This is a genomic window from Halobacillus sp. ABR2_026 (assembly GCF_056158545.1).
The window spans coordinates 977,731-994,360 of the sequence record NZ_JBSWTM010000001.1 but is presented as its reverse complement, the minus strand read 5'-3'; the positions used below and the strand labels follow the sequence as shown (position 1 = coordinate 994,360).

At 44.1% G+C, this 16,630-nt stretch carries 15 protein-coding genes; all 15 read right to left on the bottom strand.

Annotated elements, in window-relative coordinates:
* Positions 1-74: 74 nt before the first annotated feature.
* The 15 genes from ACXADE_RS05075 to yhbH all read right to left on the bottom strand — a co-directional run bounded on the left by ACXADE_RS05075 (position 75) and on the right by yhbH (position 16,621).
* Entirely contained in the window at positions 75-1,067 is a 993-nt protein-coding gene (locus tag ACXADE_RS05075; protein WP_474979408.1) for a FecCD family ABC transporter permease, read from the bottom strand.
* Positions 1,064-2,083: a FecCD family ABC transporter permease gene (locus ACXADE_RS05070; RefSeq protein ID WP_474979407.1), complete on the bottom strand. Its 1,020-nt coding sequence runs from the start codon at positions 2,081-2,083 to the stop codon at positions 1,064-1,066. Before ACXADE_RS05070 ends, ACXADE_RS05075 begins: the two co-directional genes overlap by 4 nt.
* Positions 2,084-2,685: 602 nt before the next feature.
* Complete coding sequence (locus tag ACXADE_RS05065; RefSeq protein ID WP_474979406.1) at positions 2,686-3,642, bottom strand: ABC transporter substrate-binding protein; 957 nt, start codon at positions 3,640-3,642, stop codon at positions 2,686-2,688.
* Between the two features lie 122 nt (positions 3,643-3,764).
* Positions 3,765-4,376, bottom strand: coding sequence for a SafA/ExsA family spore coat assembly protein (safA, locus tag ACXADE_RS05060; protein ID WP_474982197.1), 612 nt, complete (start codon positions 4,374-4,376; stop codon positions 3,765-3,767).
* Between the two features lie 156 nt (positions 4,377-4,532).
* On the bottom strand, positions 4,533-5,030 hold the full coding sequence (locus tag ACXADE_RS05055) for a hypothetical protein (protein WP_474979405.1): 498 nt from the start codon (positions 5,028-5,030) through the stop codon (positions 4,533-4,535).
* 82 nt (positions 5,031-5,112) lie between these two features.
* Positions 5,113-6,234 (bottom strand): Ger(x)C family spore germination protein, encoded by a 1,122-nt coding sequence (locus ACXADE_RS05050; protein ID WP_474979404.1) that lies wholly within the window; start codon positions 6,232-6,234, stop codon positions 5,113-5,115.
* Positions 6,231-7,397: a GerAB/ArcD/ProY family transporter gene (locus ACXADE_RS05045; protein ID WP_474979403.1), complete on the bottom strand. Its 1,167-nt coding sequence runs from the start codon at positions 7,395-7,397 to the stop codon at positions 6,231-6,233. Before ACXADE_RS05045 ends, ACXADE_RS05050 begins: the two co-directional genes overlap by 4 nt.
* Positions 7,321-8,910: a spore germination protein gene (locus tag ACXADE_RS05040; protein WP_474979402.1), complete on the bottom strand. Its 1,590-nt coding sequence runs from the start codon at positions 8,908-8,910 to the stop codon at positions 7,321-7,323. Before ACXADE_RS05040 ends, ACXADE_RS05045 begins: the two co-directional genes overlap by 77 nt.
* 135 nt (positions 8,911-9,045) lie before the next feature.
* Entirely contained in the window at positions 9,046-10,341 is a 1,296-nt protein-coding gene (locus ACXADE_RS05035) for an NCS2 family permease (protein ID WP_474979401.1), read from the bottom strand.
* 384 nt (positions 10,342-10,725) lie between these two features.
* Positions 10,726-11,262, bottom strand: coding sequence for a PH domain-containing protein (locus ACXADE_RS05030; RefSeq protein WP_474979400.1), 537 nt, complete (start codon positions 11,260-11,262; stop codon positions 10,726-10,728).
* Positions 11,252-12,211, bottom strand: coding sequence for a PH domain-containing protein (locus tag ACXADE_RS05025; protein WP_474979399.1), 960 nt, complete (start codon positions 12,209-12,211; stop codon positions 11,252-11,254). Before ACXADE_RS05025 ends, ACXADE_RS05030 begins: the two co-directional genes overlap by 11 nt.
* Positions 12,204-12,683: a PH domain-containing protein gene (locus ACXADE_RS05020; RefSeq protein WP_474979398.1), complete on the bottom strand. Its 480-nt coding sequence runs from the start codon at positions 12,681-12,683 to the stop codon at positions 12,204-12,206. The genes ACXADE_RS05025 and ACXADE_RS05020 overlap by 8 nt, the downstream gene beginning before the upstream one ends.
* Positions 12,684-12,785: 102 nt before the next feature.
* Positions 12,786-13,601, bottom strand: coding sequence for a pyrroline-5-carboxylate reductase (gene proC, locus ACXADE_RS05015; RefSeq protein WP_474979397.1), 816 nt, complete (start codon positions 13,599-13,601; stop codon positions 12,786-12,788).
* 214 nt (positions 13,602-13,815) lie between these two features.
* The gene (locus tag ACXADE_RS05010) at positions 13,816-15,321 is read right to left on the bottom strand and encodes a potassium/proton antiporter (RefSeq protein WP_474979396.1); all 1,506 of its coding nucleotides are present in this window, start codon (positions 15,319-15,321) and stop codon (positions 13,816-13,818) included.
* A gap of 136 nt (positions 15,322-15,457) precedes the next feature.
* Positions 15,458-16,621: a sporulation protein YhbH gene (gene yhbH, locus ACXADE_RS05005; RefSeq protein WP_474979395.1), complete on the bottom strand. Its 1,164-nt coding sequence runs from the start codon at positions 16,619-16,621 to the stop codon at positions 15,458-15,460.
* Positions 16,622-16,630: the final 9 nt, after the last annotated feature.

Here is a 16,630-nt window from a genome sequence, read left to right as displayed (position 1 = left end):
TACATTTTTATAAAAAAATTGTCAGATGACAAGACATATGTCTTCAGAATAAAAAAGAAGCGCAGCTGCGCTTCTTATGATTTGTTCATTTTCCTCAATAAATACAAAAAGTACGGAGCTCCTATGATGGCCGTAAAAATTCCTGCAGGAACTTCAGTAGGCGGGAACAAACCACGACCGAGTCCATCTGCAATCATTAACAGAATCGTACCTGTAAGAGCTGACACGGGGAGCAAATATCTATGATGGTTCCCAACCAATTGACGGGCGATATGAGGAGCGATCAATCCTACGAATCCAAGTGTTCCAACGACAGCAACAGATGCACCTGCGAGAACAACCGCAAGAATCAGCAGCAGGAGCCGTGCGTTCCTGACAGACTCTCCCAAACCTTCGGCCACATCATCTCCAAGCCCGAGGACATCAAGTTTCTTAGCAAATAAAACAACGATTGGCACGACGATGACAATCCATGGAAGAAGCATCCACACATCTGTCCAATCTTTCCCCCACAGACTCCCGGTCAGCCAAACGAGAGCTGCATTCGTCTCTAAGGGAAATTTGATAGTCAAGAATTGGATGCCTGCCTGACAAATCGCTCCTAATGCGATTCCTACCAAAGCTAACGTGGCTGGCTGCACGCCCTTCCTGAATGCAAAAAGATAAAGGCCTGCGGTCACGATTCCTGCTCCTGCGAAAGCAGCGATCGGCAAAGCGATCACAGGTAATGAAGGAAAGAGAATGATTACACTTGCAGCTGCAAGTCCTGCACCTTTTGTAATGCCTATTACATCCGGGGAAGCCAGAGGGTTGCGGATAATCCCCTGCAAAATCGCTCCTGAGATTCCAAGACCTGTTCCGACCAACACACTCATGATGATACGTGGAAGCCGGAAGTTTTCGATAATATACCCATTCCCTCCGGCTTCACTGCCCCGCAAATAGTCAAATAGATCACCAGGAGGTATATAGACAGCTCCTACCCCCATGGAAAGAAATCCGCCGGCAACGACTAGTATCGAAAGAAAAATAATTATAGTTATCGGATGAATGATTTTTATTTTCATGCTCCACGACCCCCTTTACTTGCTAAATATAGGAAAAATGGAGCTCCAAGCAAGGCGGTCACGATTCCTACAGGTGATTCTGCAGGGAATGAAATAAACCTGGACAACACGTCTGAAATGGTTAACAAAGCTGAACCGAAGATGGCTGAAACAGGGAGAATCATCCGGTAATCAGACCCAATCAGCTTGCGGACGATGTTCGGTATAATAAGCCCAATAAACCCGATTGGCCCTGCAACAGCGACGGAAATTCCGGCGAGGAGGATGACCAGAATAGCTGCTGATGCACGAATCCAACCCACCTTCTGACCCAGCCCTTTCGCCACATCGTCGCCTAAACCGAGGATGGTAAGACCTTTCCCTAAAAACAATGCGCCGATCAAACCTGCAAGCGACCACGGGACCATTAATTGGACATCTTGCCAATTACGTCCATCTATGCCGCCTGCCAGCCAAAATAAAACATCTTCAGTGGATGTTTCATGAAAAAGCACTATCGCTTCGATCAGGGAGGACAAAAATAAATGAACCGTAATCCCGGCGAGGGCTAACTTCACAGGAGTCATTCCTCCTCCACTGGAAGAAAGAGAATACACGATCGCTCCTCCCACAGCCGCCCCCAAGAAGGCAAAATAAACGAGGGTGGATGAACCAAGGCTCGGAAAAAGGACGACCCCGGCAACAACCATTAATGAAGCTCCTGCATTAACTCCGAACACTTGTGGTGAAGCCAGAGGGTTATTGGTAATTGCCTGCATGATTCCACCTGCGATAGCTAAACATGCCCCGACGATGATCCCCACAAGGGCTCGTGGTAATCGGATGGAATGAATGATAGACGCTGCTTTGCCATCATCGGGAGTAAACAACAGCTCTACCACCTCCCAGAACGGAATAGCGTAGGCACCGACACTCAAACTCGCTGTGAAACTTGCAGCAAGAGCGACCAGGCCAGTAACGATCAGAAGGATCATTTTTATTTTATTGCTTGATGATTGTTGAATGGAAGGCTGCACATGAATTCTCCTATTTTCATACTTTATCCACCTTATCATAAACAATGGAAAAGCGTCTTTTTACAATAAGAAAGGCTCTGTTAAAGTTTGGTGTTGATATTTGCATCAACGGATGGAAGTGACAATGTCAATGATAGAATGGTATAAAGGAACTTATTCCCAAGTGTCGAAACCTTTAGATGATCTCCTTTCACGATGTAACCATTGAATCTTGTTGGATTATGATTTCGAAACGGAGTCTTAAGCTAAATGGCAGGATTGTTGAAGACTTGATTTCGAGACTTCTGTGTGGTGAATAGGGGCTGCGGAGGGAAACGGTGAGACTCCTATGGGACGTGTGGGACAGGTGAGACCCCGGAAGGCGTAGCCTGAGGAGGCTCACCGCCCGCCCCATGGAAAGCGAACCTTTTCCCGGAGCCCCTAGAATCACACAAACATCTCGAAGCTGAGTCTTCAAGAAAAGGGAGCTTTCGTTGAATAAGCCAAATATAAAAATGAAGAACCTCCATAAAATTCGAAGTTCCTTTTTTGCAGTAATAGCAACATTAAACTTTAACAGAGCCATAAGAAAGAGCGAAGGTGCTCCTCCGCTCTTTCCATCCTTACTGTTCATATAAATATTGGATCGCATCCTCCAGAATTTTTTCAGATGAAATCAATCCTCGGAAACGGGACCACATGTTTCGGTCGACTTCATGGACCTTATCCTCTTTCACCGCAGAAATGTCTGAATACAAATCATTGCTTTCCCATTCATCAACGACCGTTTGATCACCTGCAACCATATGGAACATCACATCTGGATCAAATTCTACCACCTGTTCCAGATTAATCTTATTATAACGCTCGTCTCCGCTTTGGATGGCATTCTTCAAACCGATCGACTCCAGTAAAGATCCCGTATATGATTCCATATTATGGGCGAAATAACCGCTGTCAGCTACAACAGCAGGAAGGACTGTGCGTTCTTCATCTTCTGGGACCTGGGCACGAAGTTCTTCCATTTTTGCTTTGTGTTCCCCTAATACTTCCTGACCTTTTTCTTCCATTCCCATAGCTTTGGATACCGTCTCGAAACTTGATAGAATCCCTTCATAATCGGCTGCCAGGGAAGGCAGGATAATCGTCGGTGCTATCTCAGAAAGCTGATCATAAATATCTTTATGACGTTTCATATCTGCGATGATCAAGTCCGGTTGAAGGGAACTGATCACTTCCAAAGAAGGCTGCTTTCTTGTCCCAACTGACGTATAGTCTCCGATTTTCTCGCGAATAGGTGCTATGATTCGTTCTGAATCATCATCATCAGCAATCCCTACTGGCGAAACTCCTAAGGAAGCCAGATTATCTACGAATGAAAACTCAAGAGCGACGACTTTTTCAGGCTGACCTTTGATTTCCGTCTCTCCCATTTCATGTTGAATCACACGTGTATCTTCCGCCTCCTGGCTACTGTCTTCTTGATGATCATCGGAAGGCTGATTGTCCGATGAACTTCCACATGCACTTAACAATAGAATAAAAACAAGCATAAAGATTGAAAACAAACGTTTTTTCATATGTATACCTCCATTAATAGTGATAATCATTATCAAACCTCTTTTATCATACTTAAAACGCTGAAGGTTGTAAAGGGCATAGAAAAGGACTGGCGCACCTCTCGAGTGACCAGTCCTTTCATTTACTGGGTAATAAACATTTGTGTCCAATAATGACCGTAGCTTCCACCTTCAGCATATCCCACACCGATCTGTCTTAAATTCGGGTCAAGAATGTTTTTACGGTGGCCCGGGCTGTTCATCCAGCCATTCACCACTTCCTGAGGGGTGCGTTGTCCAGCAGCGATATTTTCAGCAGCACGGTTATAAGAAATGTTGAAGTCTCTCATCATATCGAATGGGGACCCATAAGTAGGAGACGTATGGGAAAAATAGTTTTTATTTGCCATGTCCCTGGACTTATAACGCGCCACGCGGGATAACTGCCAGTTTGCTTTCAAGGCGGGTAGTCCATTATTCGCTCTTTCCTGGTTTGTCAAATCGATGACTTGTCTTTCTACAGATTTGATATCCGATTTCAGAGGTACCGTCACCTTATCTCCTGGATAAATGAGATCAGGGTTGTTGAACTGGGGATTGGCATTGATGATTTCACTCAGGCCGATCTTATACTTTTGTGAAATTTTCCACAGAGTATCCCCGCTTTTTACCGTGTAAGTATCCGTTGCTGCGTGAGTGATCTGCGGGGCCTGAACAAACAACACCGCTGTAAAAATAATGACGCCTAACCACATCCATACTTTCAAGTGTTCTCACTCCTTTTTTTAGTGTCAGATGTAGTTTGGCCGATCTCTATTAAATTATGTATATTAAGGAAAAGTTTAGGGAATGAAAATGCCCCCGCCGGTGGTCAGTCGGCAGGGGCTATACCATAGGGGAGGTATAATCATTTATGAATGAAACGAGCGCGCCACTTCGATCAATTGTCGTCGTGTCACACTACGTTCATTAACTTCTTTCGAAGACGCGCTGGCACGGTAGGTCATCAAATAGGTGACACCGTCTTTTTTCCAACTCAACTTTTTTGAGAAACGATTATCTTCATATGTGGCATCGCTGCCTTGCCGGAGGGAAACCACTTCTGGCTCTATCCAGCGGGTATCAATATCCTTGTGGGAAAATTGGATGGTCAACAAATCATTATCAGGTGTATAAAAACTCAAATCAAGCATTTCTGAACCGTTATCCTGATAAATATCTGAAACGACACTGATCATTGGTACAGGAATGGACGCCGGAAGTTCCGGGTCAAATTCCAATTGTTCTACGGCTGATGTTACCATCTCCCTATCGTAGGAATGATAACCGTTCGGTACCGCATGAGTCTTACTGCTACAGGCACTGATCAACAACAAACAAGCGAATAGAACACCTAACCTTTTCCACACAACTCTTTTCCCCCGTCATATCTTTGTTTCTAATATAGAGACGAGACAACCTACGTAAAAGTTTCATCCATCTAAGAAAAAATTAATTGATGATCCCATGCTGGATAACTTCCACATTCACCTTTGGTTCAATAGATATTTCCGGAAATTCTTCCTTCCAGTCCATCTCCTTCCAAATTTCAGGATGATAAGCCTTGATTCTGCGGCCAATCCCAAAGACATCACTGTTCGCTTTTTGAACCTGCTGAATGATATCCACGGAATCTTCTGTTAGTGTCGTAGAAAGTTTATCACCGATTTCTTTGACTCTCCCTTTTACATATAGATGGTCGGAAGGATATTCTACAATTTTCACTTTCAGATCCATATGGATGGATACGGCAATTTCTCCACCTTTCGTATCGATGGTCATTCTCCGCTTGTTTTGGGCGACATCTACGGTAACGTAATCCAGAATCTCTTCTTTACGGTTATCATCAATTTTTTCAGTCAGTCGGGCAACTCTACCTTTAACCCCTTGAAGGAGCATGTATAACGTCGTTTTTTCAGCGTTGATTTTCTCACCTGTATAGGCTTTGTCATGAAATAACCCCATCCCATTAAAGCTGAGCAGATTCCCATCATCTTCTATCTTAAGCATAGGTACGGAAAAGTCGATGCCCGGTTCCAGTAATTCCGCACACAGCAGCTGAAGGTTTTCCCCCGTGGCATGGGTGGAAGATATGGCGGCTTCCAACATCCCACCGATATAATTGCTGATTCTTGTCTCTCCGCTATGCTCCATGCTGATCACATCTTTTGCCGTCCCTTCCTCTACTACCGCCAAATAGGCATTCAAGTTACTTCGTGGGTTCCGATACATGTCATCAAGGACTGGGTAAATGTTCTTTTTAGCAAGTTCTTCTCCTAATACAATTACTTTTACTTTAGACGGGTCGTACGATTCGGAAATCATATGGTCGATTTTATTTCTTGCATTCAGTGGAGTTTTTGCGCCTGTGGAAAGAACTTGCAGGTTTTCTTCTCCAGGTCCTTCCGACCCTCTGCTGACCGTTGGGATTGAGACGGTTTGGACAATTTCTCCGTCCTCTCCTTGATCAATCCCCAGGGCCAGCACCAATTTTACGTTCTTAAACTGTTTTTCATCCCAGCATCCACTCAGGAACAAGAGACCTGACAGTATGACAATCATGAGTTTCTTCAAGATCCACCCGCTCCTTCGTCTTTTTTCCTGCGTAAAAAACTTAAAGGAACCATCACTAAAGGCAATAAAAACGAAAAAATGTATCCTGCATTTACAACGGCTTTATTAAAGAATTCCATTTTATTAATATCTAAGCCAATGTACATACTGATGAAAAATATAATAACGCCTACGATCATGATAAAGTGCCCCTGGGTAGGCTTTTTGAATATTTCTGAAAGCCCACAGCTCGACAAATAAAGGTAAGTAGCTAAGGATGTTGCAACATTAATGACCCAGATTGAAATGAAAAACAAGTCAATGCGGGCAATGACTGGCAGGGAGAATGATTTCAACATATATAATATCGGCTCTGGCACAAGTGGCATCTCACTGGAACTGAAAAATGTGAAACTCGCTAGTACGGTGAACAAATAAAAGAGGGTAACAAAGCTGTGCGCATATACAATCGTCTTTAATTTTTGCTTAGGCGCCCCCTCCACTTTTGAAAATATGACGAGAGATATGATAAAACCAAAAAATGAGACCGTAGCTTTATTAATACCGGAGAATATTTTCCCCCACCCTGTTTCCAACACAGGAAACAAATACATGATTTCCATTTCCTTCAACCCGAATATCATAAGGATAATCAGCACGCCCAGTAATAAGGAAAGCATCGTGTACAGACGGCCTAAAACAAGCAGTCCACCGTCGACCATATACATACACACACTGACCATGAGAAAGGCTGTCACCCACAAAGGCGTGTTCGGCAGCACCCATACATTGATCATCCTGCAGAATAAAAGAACGATCAGTGTTGCGACCCCGACAAAATAAAGAATATATAAAATGGAAAGTGGTCTCCCGATCCATTTTGTGAATAGTTTATCGTTAATAGTAAATAACGTATCATGTGGAAAATTTTTCGCGACCGCCCAAATACCAAACAGAAGAAGTTGGATGATTGTCGCCCCCAACAGCAACGAAATCCAACCATCCTGCTTGGCGGCACTATGAAGTTCAAACGGTACGGAAAGTACACCCACCCCTATTTGAGTCTGGATGATGATGAAAAAAAACTGTCGTTGGGACAACTTCTGACTATTGGTTTGTGTCGTTTCCTGAGGAGGATGGCTCACCGCCTCCGTTTCCTTGCTTTGTTTGATTTTGTTTTTCACGGTTTTTCCACTCCCTTGAAGGGTCCAAAGTAACAGCTTTAACAGCATGGGCATCCTTAGGCCTCCGCTTGTTCATATACATAGGCAGACGAACAAACGTATCTTTCAAGTCGGCCAGACTTAACGGGGCTAGCGGGGCAAAATAAGGAACACCAAATGAATGAAGCCGGGTCAAGTGAATGAAAATAAATAACATCCCGAAGACGATGCCGATGAAACCGATCGTCCCTGCGAGAATAATCAGTGGAAAGGTCAACAGCCTCAAAGTTGTACTCATTTCATTAGAAGGGACGACAAAGGATGCGATTGCTGTCAGAGCTACGACGATGACCATCAAATTGGAAACCAGCCCTGCCCGGACAACAGCGTCCCCGATAACTAAACCCCCGACAATCCCGATCGTTTGACCGATCGGAGCCGGAAGCCTCATACCGGCTTCCCTGATCAGTTCAATAATGACGACCATCACGAGCGCCTCCAATATCGGAGGATAGGCAATTTCATTGATAGAAGCTTTTACAGGGATGATTAATTCGTCAGGAATAACCTCAAAGTGAAAACTCACTACTGCGATATAAAATGCGGGAAGTCCCACGGCAATAATAAAACTAAATAAGCGCATCAACCGGACGAACGTTCCTGAATACCACCGCATGTTATAATCATCCGGCGCCTGGTAGAACATAAAAAACGTCGCAGGCATAATGAGGGTCGTCGGACTTCCCTCTGCCATAACAGCAATTCTTCCTTCTACGATGTTTGCCGCCACGCGGTCCGGGCGTTCTGTATTCAACATTTGAGGAAATGGCGAGCTCGCCTGATCTTCGATGAATTCTTCGACATGTCCTGGACTGTGAATCATATCCGAATCCACGGATTGGATCCGTGTTTCAATCTCCTGGACCAGCGTAGGGTCGGCAATCCCGTCCATATAGATAACAGCAATATTCGTGTTCGTCTTCCTGCCAAGCTTATAGTATTTGACGGTCAAATCCCTATGCTCCACTCTTTTTCGAAGAAGGTTGAGGTTCGTCATCATATTCTCGATGAACCCATCATGAGCACCACGGGTAACTTTTTCATTCTGAGGCTCTTCAGGAGATCGTCCGAACGAAGAGGTCACACTGAACTGACAAATCTCTCTTCTTCCTTCTTCCATGTAAAGCGCATGTCCCCGAAGAAGCGTACGGACACATTCTTCTAAATCATTCGTATGTTTCGCATTCGGAAGATGAAAGATGCTTTCGTTATGCCCTAGTTCCAGGGGTGCAAATATTTTTTCCTGAATCTTTTCATGCTCGGCTAATGACTCGAAATATAATAAAGCCGCTTCTCCCTTTTTCAAAACACGTATTTTCAAATCATTGGTTTGATTGAAAGCTTTCAATAGATACTCCACATTTTCGGAAAGACGCTTTGTACTTGGCATTTCTTTATCACCGGAAGGGGAAGACAGATGTCTGTCTGTCAACCCGTCACGGTTGTTTCTAAAGAGTCGCGTAAAGATTCCCATATTCGCATCACCTACCCTTAATTTGCCACGAATAATTCGGAATATACGAAAGAAATCTCCATCAGCAAAACGCCATAACCAAGTAACCTTGGACAAAAAAATCCTATGGCATTTCTGCCATAGGATTAGTTATGATTAATGGCCCGGAAAGAAGACCATTTGCAAGATGAAAATAATCGCGAACATATACAAGATCCAGTGAACTTCCTTCCCTTTGCCTGTCACCAGCTTCAACATCGGGTAGGTGATGAAGCCGAATGAGATTCCTGTCGCAATACTTGAAGTAAGGGGCATGGACAGAATTATGATAAAAGCAGGGAATGCATCATCAAACGTTCCCCAGTTCACCTTTGCAAGTCCGCCCATCATAAAGCAGCCGACAATGATTAATACAGGAGCCGTGATGGCAGGCAAGCCTGAAACAGCACCTACTACAGGGGCGAAGAACATGGAAACGATGAATAATAGCGCCACTACTGTTGTTGTCAAGCCTGTCCTTCCTCCTGCAGCAACACCAGATGACGATTCAATATAAGCCGATGAAGGACTTGTGCCAAACATGGCCCCTACAGTCGTCGCAGACGCATCAGCCATTAAAGCCGCCCGCGCTCGGGGAAGGCTTCCATCTTTTCGTATGAAGCCTGCTTGCTCAGCTACACCAATCATCGTTCCTGTGGTATCAAAGATTGTAACCAGCAGAAAGGCAAAAATGACGGTGTAAAGACCGTTACTGAATACAGCTCCCAGGTCCATATCCCAAAACACAGGAGCCGGCGGCACATCCCAAAACTTCTCAATTTGAAGCTGTCCTGTAAAGAACCCGATGATTCCTGTTACAAACATGCCGATGAATAGCCCGCTCGTTACATTCCTTGCAATAAGAATTAATGTGAAGAAAAGACCGAATACAGTCAACAGTGGCCCCTTTGCAGTTAGATCACCGAGAGTGACCAATGTCTCCTCACTAGGTACAATGATTCCGGACATGCGTAAGCCGAGAAAAGCAATGAATAAACCGATTCCCGATGTAATCCCATACTTTAATGAGGGAGGAATAGCTGTAATCAAGGTTTTTCTTAAACTCGTTAAGCTTAGAAGAACGAATAGTATACCAGATATAAAGACGGTACCAAGGATTACGGAGTAACTGACATCCTGTTGGACGACTTCTGTGACAAAATAAGCATTCAGTCCCATCCCTGGAGCAATAGCAATTGGATAATTCGCAGCAAATGCCATAATCAAAGTCCCTACGACTGCAGCAATAATGGTCGCCATGAACACTTGATCGAATGGAACACCTGCACTCGATAAAATAGCCGGGTTCACGACCACAATATAAACCATTGTCAAAAAGGTCGTCACTCCGGCAAGAGTTTCTGTTTTAACATCTGTATGATTTTCTTTTAAACGAAACCATTTGTCTAACATTTGGAAACACCAAACTTTCAATAAGAATTACAACGATACTATCTTATTATTTTCACGAACAAAAATCAACACTAATGTTAAATTGTTCGTTTTTCAAGGTAATAGTCAATACCCTCTAAAAACTGCGTAAAGGTTTGTAAAAAAACACTCTATCCATGCGAAGACTTTTACCAGGATTAAAGCAATAGGAAAACTGGACCCTCCGGATAACATATACCGAGGAGACTCAAATGAAAAAGGATGCTCGATTAAGCACGTCACGTCCTGGGCCAGCCCCCACCTCGTGTGAGCCTCTCGAAAAGTGGCTGATTCCTCCTTCTCTCCAAGCATTCATAAGGACCAGCAATCGGACACTCTACTCCGAATAAAAAAACCAGAAGAGGATTAAACCTCTTCTGGTTTTTCACGCTTGATTCTATACCATTCCATCATTTTTTCTGTATCTTTCTTTTCAAGGTAATAACAGGACGCGATGGATCTAGCGCCTCCTGATTTCAGCATGACCTCTATGCTTGAAAGATGCTTTCTTTTTTGGAAATAGGTTTGTTTTTCATAAGAAGCCTGGATGCGGTACTTTTTCATCAGGTAGGTTTGTTTTATGATCCCTCTAGACCGTAAAGTCAGCTGATCGCCGGATATATTCCAACCTGCATCCCGATAGGCGAGCCAACCAAGACCGGCGAGAAACACCCATGCCAGAATAGAAAGCAGACCAAAAGGATAAAAGAAATAGCTGACAGGAATCGAAGCAAGGAAGCCAAACCATGAATGCCTGAGAATATAACGGAAGATAGACCTTTTCGGTGGCTGATGGAAATCATCTGCCACTTCATAATCCGGAAGCACCTGCTTCAGGATTTCCGCCACTTTTTCTTTTTTGATCATAGGCAGAAGCCGCAATTGATGTTCATCATTCTTCAACACCGACCCTCCCGCGCTCGATCAAGGTAACAGATGCAAATCCCAAAGGCTGCCGAATCAAATTCTCATCCATTACAATCCCTTGGATTCGGTTCAAAGGAATGGTCATCTGCTTCTTCTCCAGCCAGCCACGGGTAATAATCAAATCATCCTCCTCCAGGAAGACAGAAAAGTTCGCATACCTGAAAATGGTCATCACAATGGATATCCCATAAGCCACAAGCAAAATGGCAAAAACAATCACAGCAATCGCCAGTATTCCCACTTGAATCCAATCGAGAATTTCATTATACATCGTTCCCAGTGGCAATACGTCTGTAAACTGAGAGAAAAAGACAGCGACCCCGGAGATGACTACCCCGGCCCCTCCAGACGTGACGGCCAGCATGAGAATTTCATTCATAGACATGCCATAAATTTTTTCCCGGGTGGATTCCTCGGAGGTTTCCAGTAGTCCTTCCTGGTCCAGAGATTCTTCTGTTCCCTCATGACGACGCTTTTCTTGGAAAATCGCCTCTTCCAACTCATCTGCTTCTTCTTTCCTGATGGCTGTCAACTCGGCCTCCGCTTGGTCATTGCCTGTAGAACCAGCCGTTTCCACCGAGACTTTCACAAGGTTTAATGGCCTGTGGAAAATTCCTTCTGAGAAATCCAGGCTCTGAATACGGTCAATCGGAATGTATCTCTTTTTACGAAAAATCAATCCATATTCGATCCGCAGCTCCCCTTCTTCCATACGGTAGGTAAAACGAAGCCAGCGAATGATCCCTGCCCCGAGTACCAGAATGAGGACACTACCCCAAATAAGAAGGGGGAGCCATTCGATGTCTCCACTGAAGATGTTTCCATTTAATACAAGGACGATAATCAATGGTAGAGCGGCATCTTTAAGGGTTTTGACAAAGTTGATGATGGCTGAAACCGGATGGAGTCTTTTCGGCTCAAACATCATCTTCTGCCACCCTTGCCAATGAGGAAATGGATTGACGCAGCCGCTCCGCTTCCTGCTCATCCAAGGCAGGAATTTTATGTACAGTGGCAGCCGTGGAAATACTGATCGTTGATAATCGGAATTTCCTTAATAAAGGGCCTTGTTCTGTATCGACATGCTGGACTCGGACCATTGGGACAAGTGTACGTGTAACAATTAAAAGACCGTATTGTAAATCGATTTCTTTTTCTGTGACCTCATACCTCCAACGTTTCCACCTAAGACTTGGTACAATCCAGACAAAAACAATCAGTTCGATTAGTGTGATCCCTAATCCAATGGCAATGACCCACCATGGCCAGTCCCATAATGAAACAGCGACGATAAGTCCAATGCTTATGAGCAGCAGGATCCCCACTTGAATCCACCCATAGATTCTCCACAACTTCAGCGCACGTTGAGATATTCTTTGTGTTGGTTGTTGTTCCATACTTCCACCCCCTGCATGGCTATACGAATGAGTGTGCCAAAATGTTCCATCAGCCACACGTACTGCCAAAATACGCCGGACATAACTGCCCGGCGTATTTTTTTAATTCTTTCCTTCAGATAAGGATTTGGATTTCTCAGTACAAGCCGTCATGCCCTGAATAATCGCATTCCTGAAACCAGTTTCTTCAAGTTTTGTCACACCAGCAATCGTAGTCCCTCCCGGTGTACAGACTGCATCTTTCAATTCCCCAGGGTGGCGGCCTGTTTCTTTGACCATTTGAGCGGCACCCTGTACCGTCTGGGAAACCATTTTATAGGCCTTTTCTCTAGGGAAGCCTTGTTGAACAGCGGCATCTGCCATGGCCTCAATCAGCATATAGATGAATGCTGGAGAAGATCCACTGACTGCTGGAACAGCATCCATCAATCTTTCTTCAACGATTTCCGCTTCCCCGAAACTTTCAAACACTTCCATCACGTCAGCCAATTCCTCTTTTGTAACAAAATCATTGGGACACAGTACACTCATGCCTGCACCGACAAGAGACGGTGTATTCGGCATCGAGCGAATCACTTTTACGTTCCGCCCGAAGGCTTCTTTCATTGCATCCAGAGTGATGCCTGCAGCAATGGTGACGACCACTGTATCTTCAGGGACCTCGTCCTTAATCTCCTGGACGACTCCTTGATAAACATAAGGTTTGACCGCCAGAAAAAGCAGATCACTTTCTGCTGCCACTCGTTTATTATCATTGGAAATATTGATTCCATATTGATCTGTAACAAAATCGATCGTTTCATCTGATAAAGCCGTCGCGGCAATGTCCCGCGCTCTAACAAGGCCTGCATCAATCATGCCTTGAATCATTGCCCGTCCCATTTGGCCACACCCGATGAAACCTATACGTTTATTCACCGTACATCCCTCCTTGATGATTCTTATTGTATAGGAAGAATGTCGAACGTACAATTCTATACTCAATATCCACTGTAGATCTAGTAAAAATTACATGTTTTTTCTAGAAAAGGTTTACAAACCCGCCTGTCTTACCTATAATAATAACTGTATTCTTCATATCATAAAGAAACGCCCAAAATATCATAGCTGCTACGAAAAAAGCCGAGCTGCCTTAAGCTCGGCTTTTTTCGTGTTCCTTTTCCTCTTCGCGAATCGCTTCAAGAAGCTTCTTCACTTCTTTTTTATTTTTTCTTTCGACAAGAATGTATAACGTATCCCCGGCTTTGATTTCAGTCTGTCCATAAGGAGTAATGACATCCCCGTCACGGATAATGGCATTGATCAAGGCGCGATCCGGTAATTCCATATTCTCCAAAGTCTGACCCACAACCGCATTTCTCTCTGTTACTTCAAACTCGATCATTTCCACATTCGCTTTCCCGATGGATATCAACTCAAGGGAATGTATTGGATTCCCCAGCTTTTCAGAGACCAATTTAAACCGTTCCGCAATCCTTGTAATCGAAGACCCTTGAACGAGTGCTGAAGTAAGTACTGTAAAGAATACTACATTGAAAATCAGCTGACTGTTTTGAATGCCCGCAAGCATTGGGAAAATGGCGAGAACGATTGGTACAGCCCCTCGCAATCCAGCCCATGATAGAAAATATTTTTCCTTCAAGGTGAAGGAAAAACCTGCAAGACTCAATAGGGTTGCTACAGGTCGTGCCAATAGAATCAACACCAGGGCGATGAGAAGACCGTCGACCATGACCGGCCAAGTAAATACCTCGGTTGGAGACACAAATAACCCAAGGATGATAAACATGAGGATTTGGGCCATCCACCCAAAACCTTCGTGAAAACGCAGAATGGAATAACGGTACGCCAATTCCGCATTTCCAATCACTACAGCCGTTACATAAACCGCTAAAAGACCACTTGCCTGGAGAAGTGAACTAGAGCTGTAGGATAGGAAGGCAAAACCTAAAGCGAATAACGGATACAGCCCACTCGAATCCAGGTTAATCCTATTTAACGATTGACTTGCTATATAACCGATCCCTGCACCAACAGCAAGACCCGCTCCCATTTGCCAGAAGAAGGAGCCGATCATCCCAACGATGTTGACCTCATCAATCGTGAGCAATTGAATGAATGAAATCGTCAAAAAAACGGCCATCGGATCATTGGTGCCTGATTCTGCCTCAAGCGTGGCTTCTAGTTTAGGACGAACATTTTTCCCTTTCAATACAGCAAAAACGGCAGCTGCATCCGTGGATCCTACAATGGAACCTACTAAAAAGGCTTCGAGCCATCCGATATGTAAAATGAACTTGGCTGCCAGGGCGACAATGGATGTCGTTAGCACCACCCCGAGAGTAGCAAGTGTAATGGAAGGGGCAATGACGGGACGGATATCCTTCCACTTGGTCAGCATTCCCCCTTCAAACAAGATAACGATCAAAGCAATGACACCAATCAACTGGGCAATTTCAGGGTTATCAAAATAGATCAGCCCGAGACCATCATTCCCTACGAGCATGCCTACAGCGATAAACAAGACAAGAGATGGTACACCCAGCCTGGATGAAAACTTGGTTACAATAATACTTACAATAAGCAGTAGAGCCATCAACATGATAAATTGATTGGACTCTAAGATCTCCTGAATCATGGATTTTTCCCCTTTTACAAAGTTTAACGCTATTATAACAAGGATGACTCTGACGCACGTAATAAAAATACTCGTCCATGTTTTTAGAACACAAAAAAAGCCAAGCAACACGATGTCGCTTGGCTCCATTGCAACATCAGCTCAGCATTTCTTCTACCTGCTCACTAAAAAATTGTTTCATCGCATGAAAAACATCAGCTTTTCTTCTCAAAATATAATATCGGAACTTCGGATGATCAATTGATTTATACGCCTGCATTAAACTTGATGAACGATTATATTGGTTGACTTCTCCATACCCAAACATTTGAGAAACCTCAATCAGCTGTTCGATCAAACCGAGGCATCGTTTGTTATCTGATGTTAAATTATCGCCATCCGAGAAATGGAACGGGTAAATGTTATAGCGCTCTGGAGAATACTTTGTTTCAATCAATTCCAAGGCCTTGCGGTAAGCTGATGAACAAATGGTCCCCCCGCTCTCTCCTTTAGAGAAAAAGTCATCCTCGCTGACAACTTTCGCCTGGGTGTGGTGAGCCACGAATTCAATTTCCACGGTTTCATAATTCCGGTTTAAAAATCTAGTCATCCAGAAAAAGAAACTTCTGGCCATATATTTCTCCCACTGACCCATGGATCCACTGGTATCCATCATTGCAATGACGACAGCTTTTGATTCTGGTTTCGTCTTCTCATTCCACGTCTTGAAGCGGATATCCTCTGGGTAAATCGGCGCAAAAGAGGCTTCCCCGCCGAGAGCGTTCCGTTTATACGCTTCAAGCATCGTCCTTTTCTTATCGATATTCCCTGTCAAACCGGTCTTTCTAATATCACTGAATTCAATATCCGTGTGAATGATATTGTCTTTTTCCTTCTCATCCAAATTGGGCAGCGTCAGCTCCTTGAACAACGCTTCTTCAAGCTCAGCTAATGAAATCTCTGCTTCATAATAATCTTCACCAGCTTGATCGCCTGCACCCTCTCCATCGCCTGGCTTGCCTTTAGAAGGCTGTGGCGCTTGTGCAACGACGTCACCGACCTCACTGTCCCCTTCACCTTGTCCTGCATGTTTATTCTTTTCATGATTATAACGAATCTTATATTCATCAAGTGAACGTATTGGAATTTTCACGACACGTTTTCCATTCGACATCACAATATTTTCTTCAGTAATGAGATCAGGTAACTGCTTACTCATCGCATCCTTCACTTTTTCTTGATGTCGCCGTTGATCGTCGTAGCCTTTCCGATGGAGGGACCAGTCGTCTTCGGCGATTACGAAACTCTTCTCTTCATCCATGTAATTCCC

What these genes read in the sequence shown, in the direction of transcription:
- ACXADE_RS05075 (WP_474979408.1), bottom strand. Translation starts at nt 1,067, where the DNA reads ATGAAAATAAAAATCATTCATCCGATAACTATAATTATTTTTCTTTCG.
- ACXADE_RS05065 (WP_474979406.1), bottom strand. Translation starts at nt 3,642, where the DNA reads ATGAAAAAACGTTTGTTTTCAATCTTTATGCTTGTTTTTATTCTATTG.
- safA (WP_474982197.1), bottom strand. Translation starts at nt 4,376, where the DNA reads ATGTGGTTAGGCGTCATTATTTTTACAGCGGTGTTGTTTGTTCAGGCC.
- ACXADE_RS05040 (WP_474979402.1), bottom strand. Translation starts at nt 8,910, where the DNA reads ATGGGAATCTTTACGCGACTCTTTAGAAACAACCGTGACGGGTTGACA.
- ACXADE_RS05035 (WP_474979401.1), bottom strand. Translation starts at nt 10,341, where the DNA reads ATGTTAGACAAATGGTTTCGTTTAAAAGAAAATCATACAGATGTTAAA.
- ACXADE_RS05025 (WP_474979399.1), bottom strand. Translation starts at nt 12,211, where the DNA reads ATGTTTGAGCCGAAAAGACTCCATCCGGTTTCAGCCATCATCAACTTT.
- ACXADE_RS05020 (WP_474979398.1), bottom strand. Translation starts at nt 12,683, where the DNA reads ATGGAACAACAACCAACACAAAGAATATCTCAACGTGCGCTGAAGTTG.
- ACXADE_RS05010 (WP_474979396.1), bottom strand. Translation starts at nt 15,321, where the DNA reads ATGATTCAGGAGATCTTAGAGTCCAATCAATTTATCATGTTGATGGCT.
- yhbH (WP_474979395.1), bottom strand. Translation starts at nt 16,621, where the DNA reads ATGGATGAAGAGAAGAGTTTCGTAATCGCCGAAGACGACTGGTCCCTC.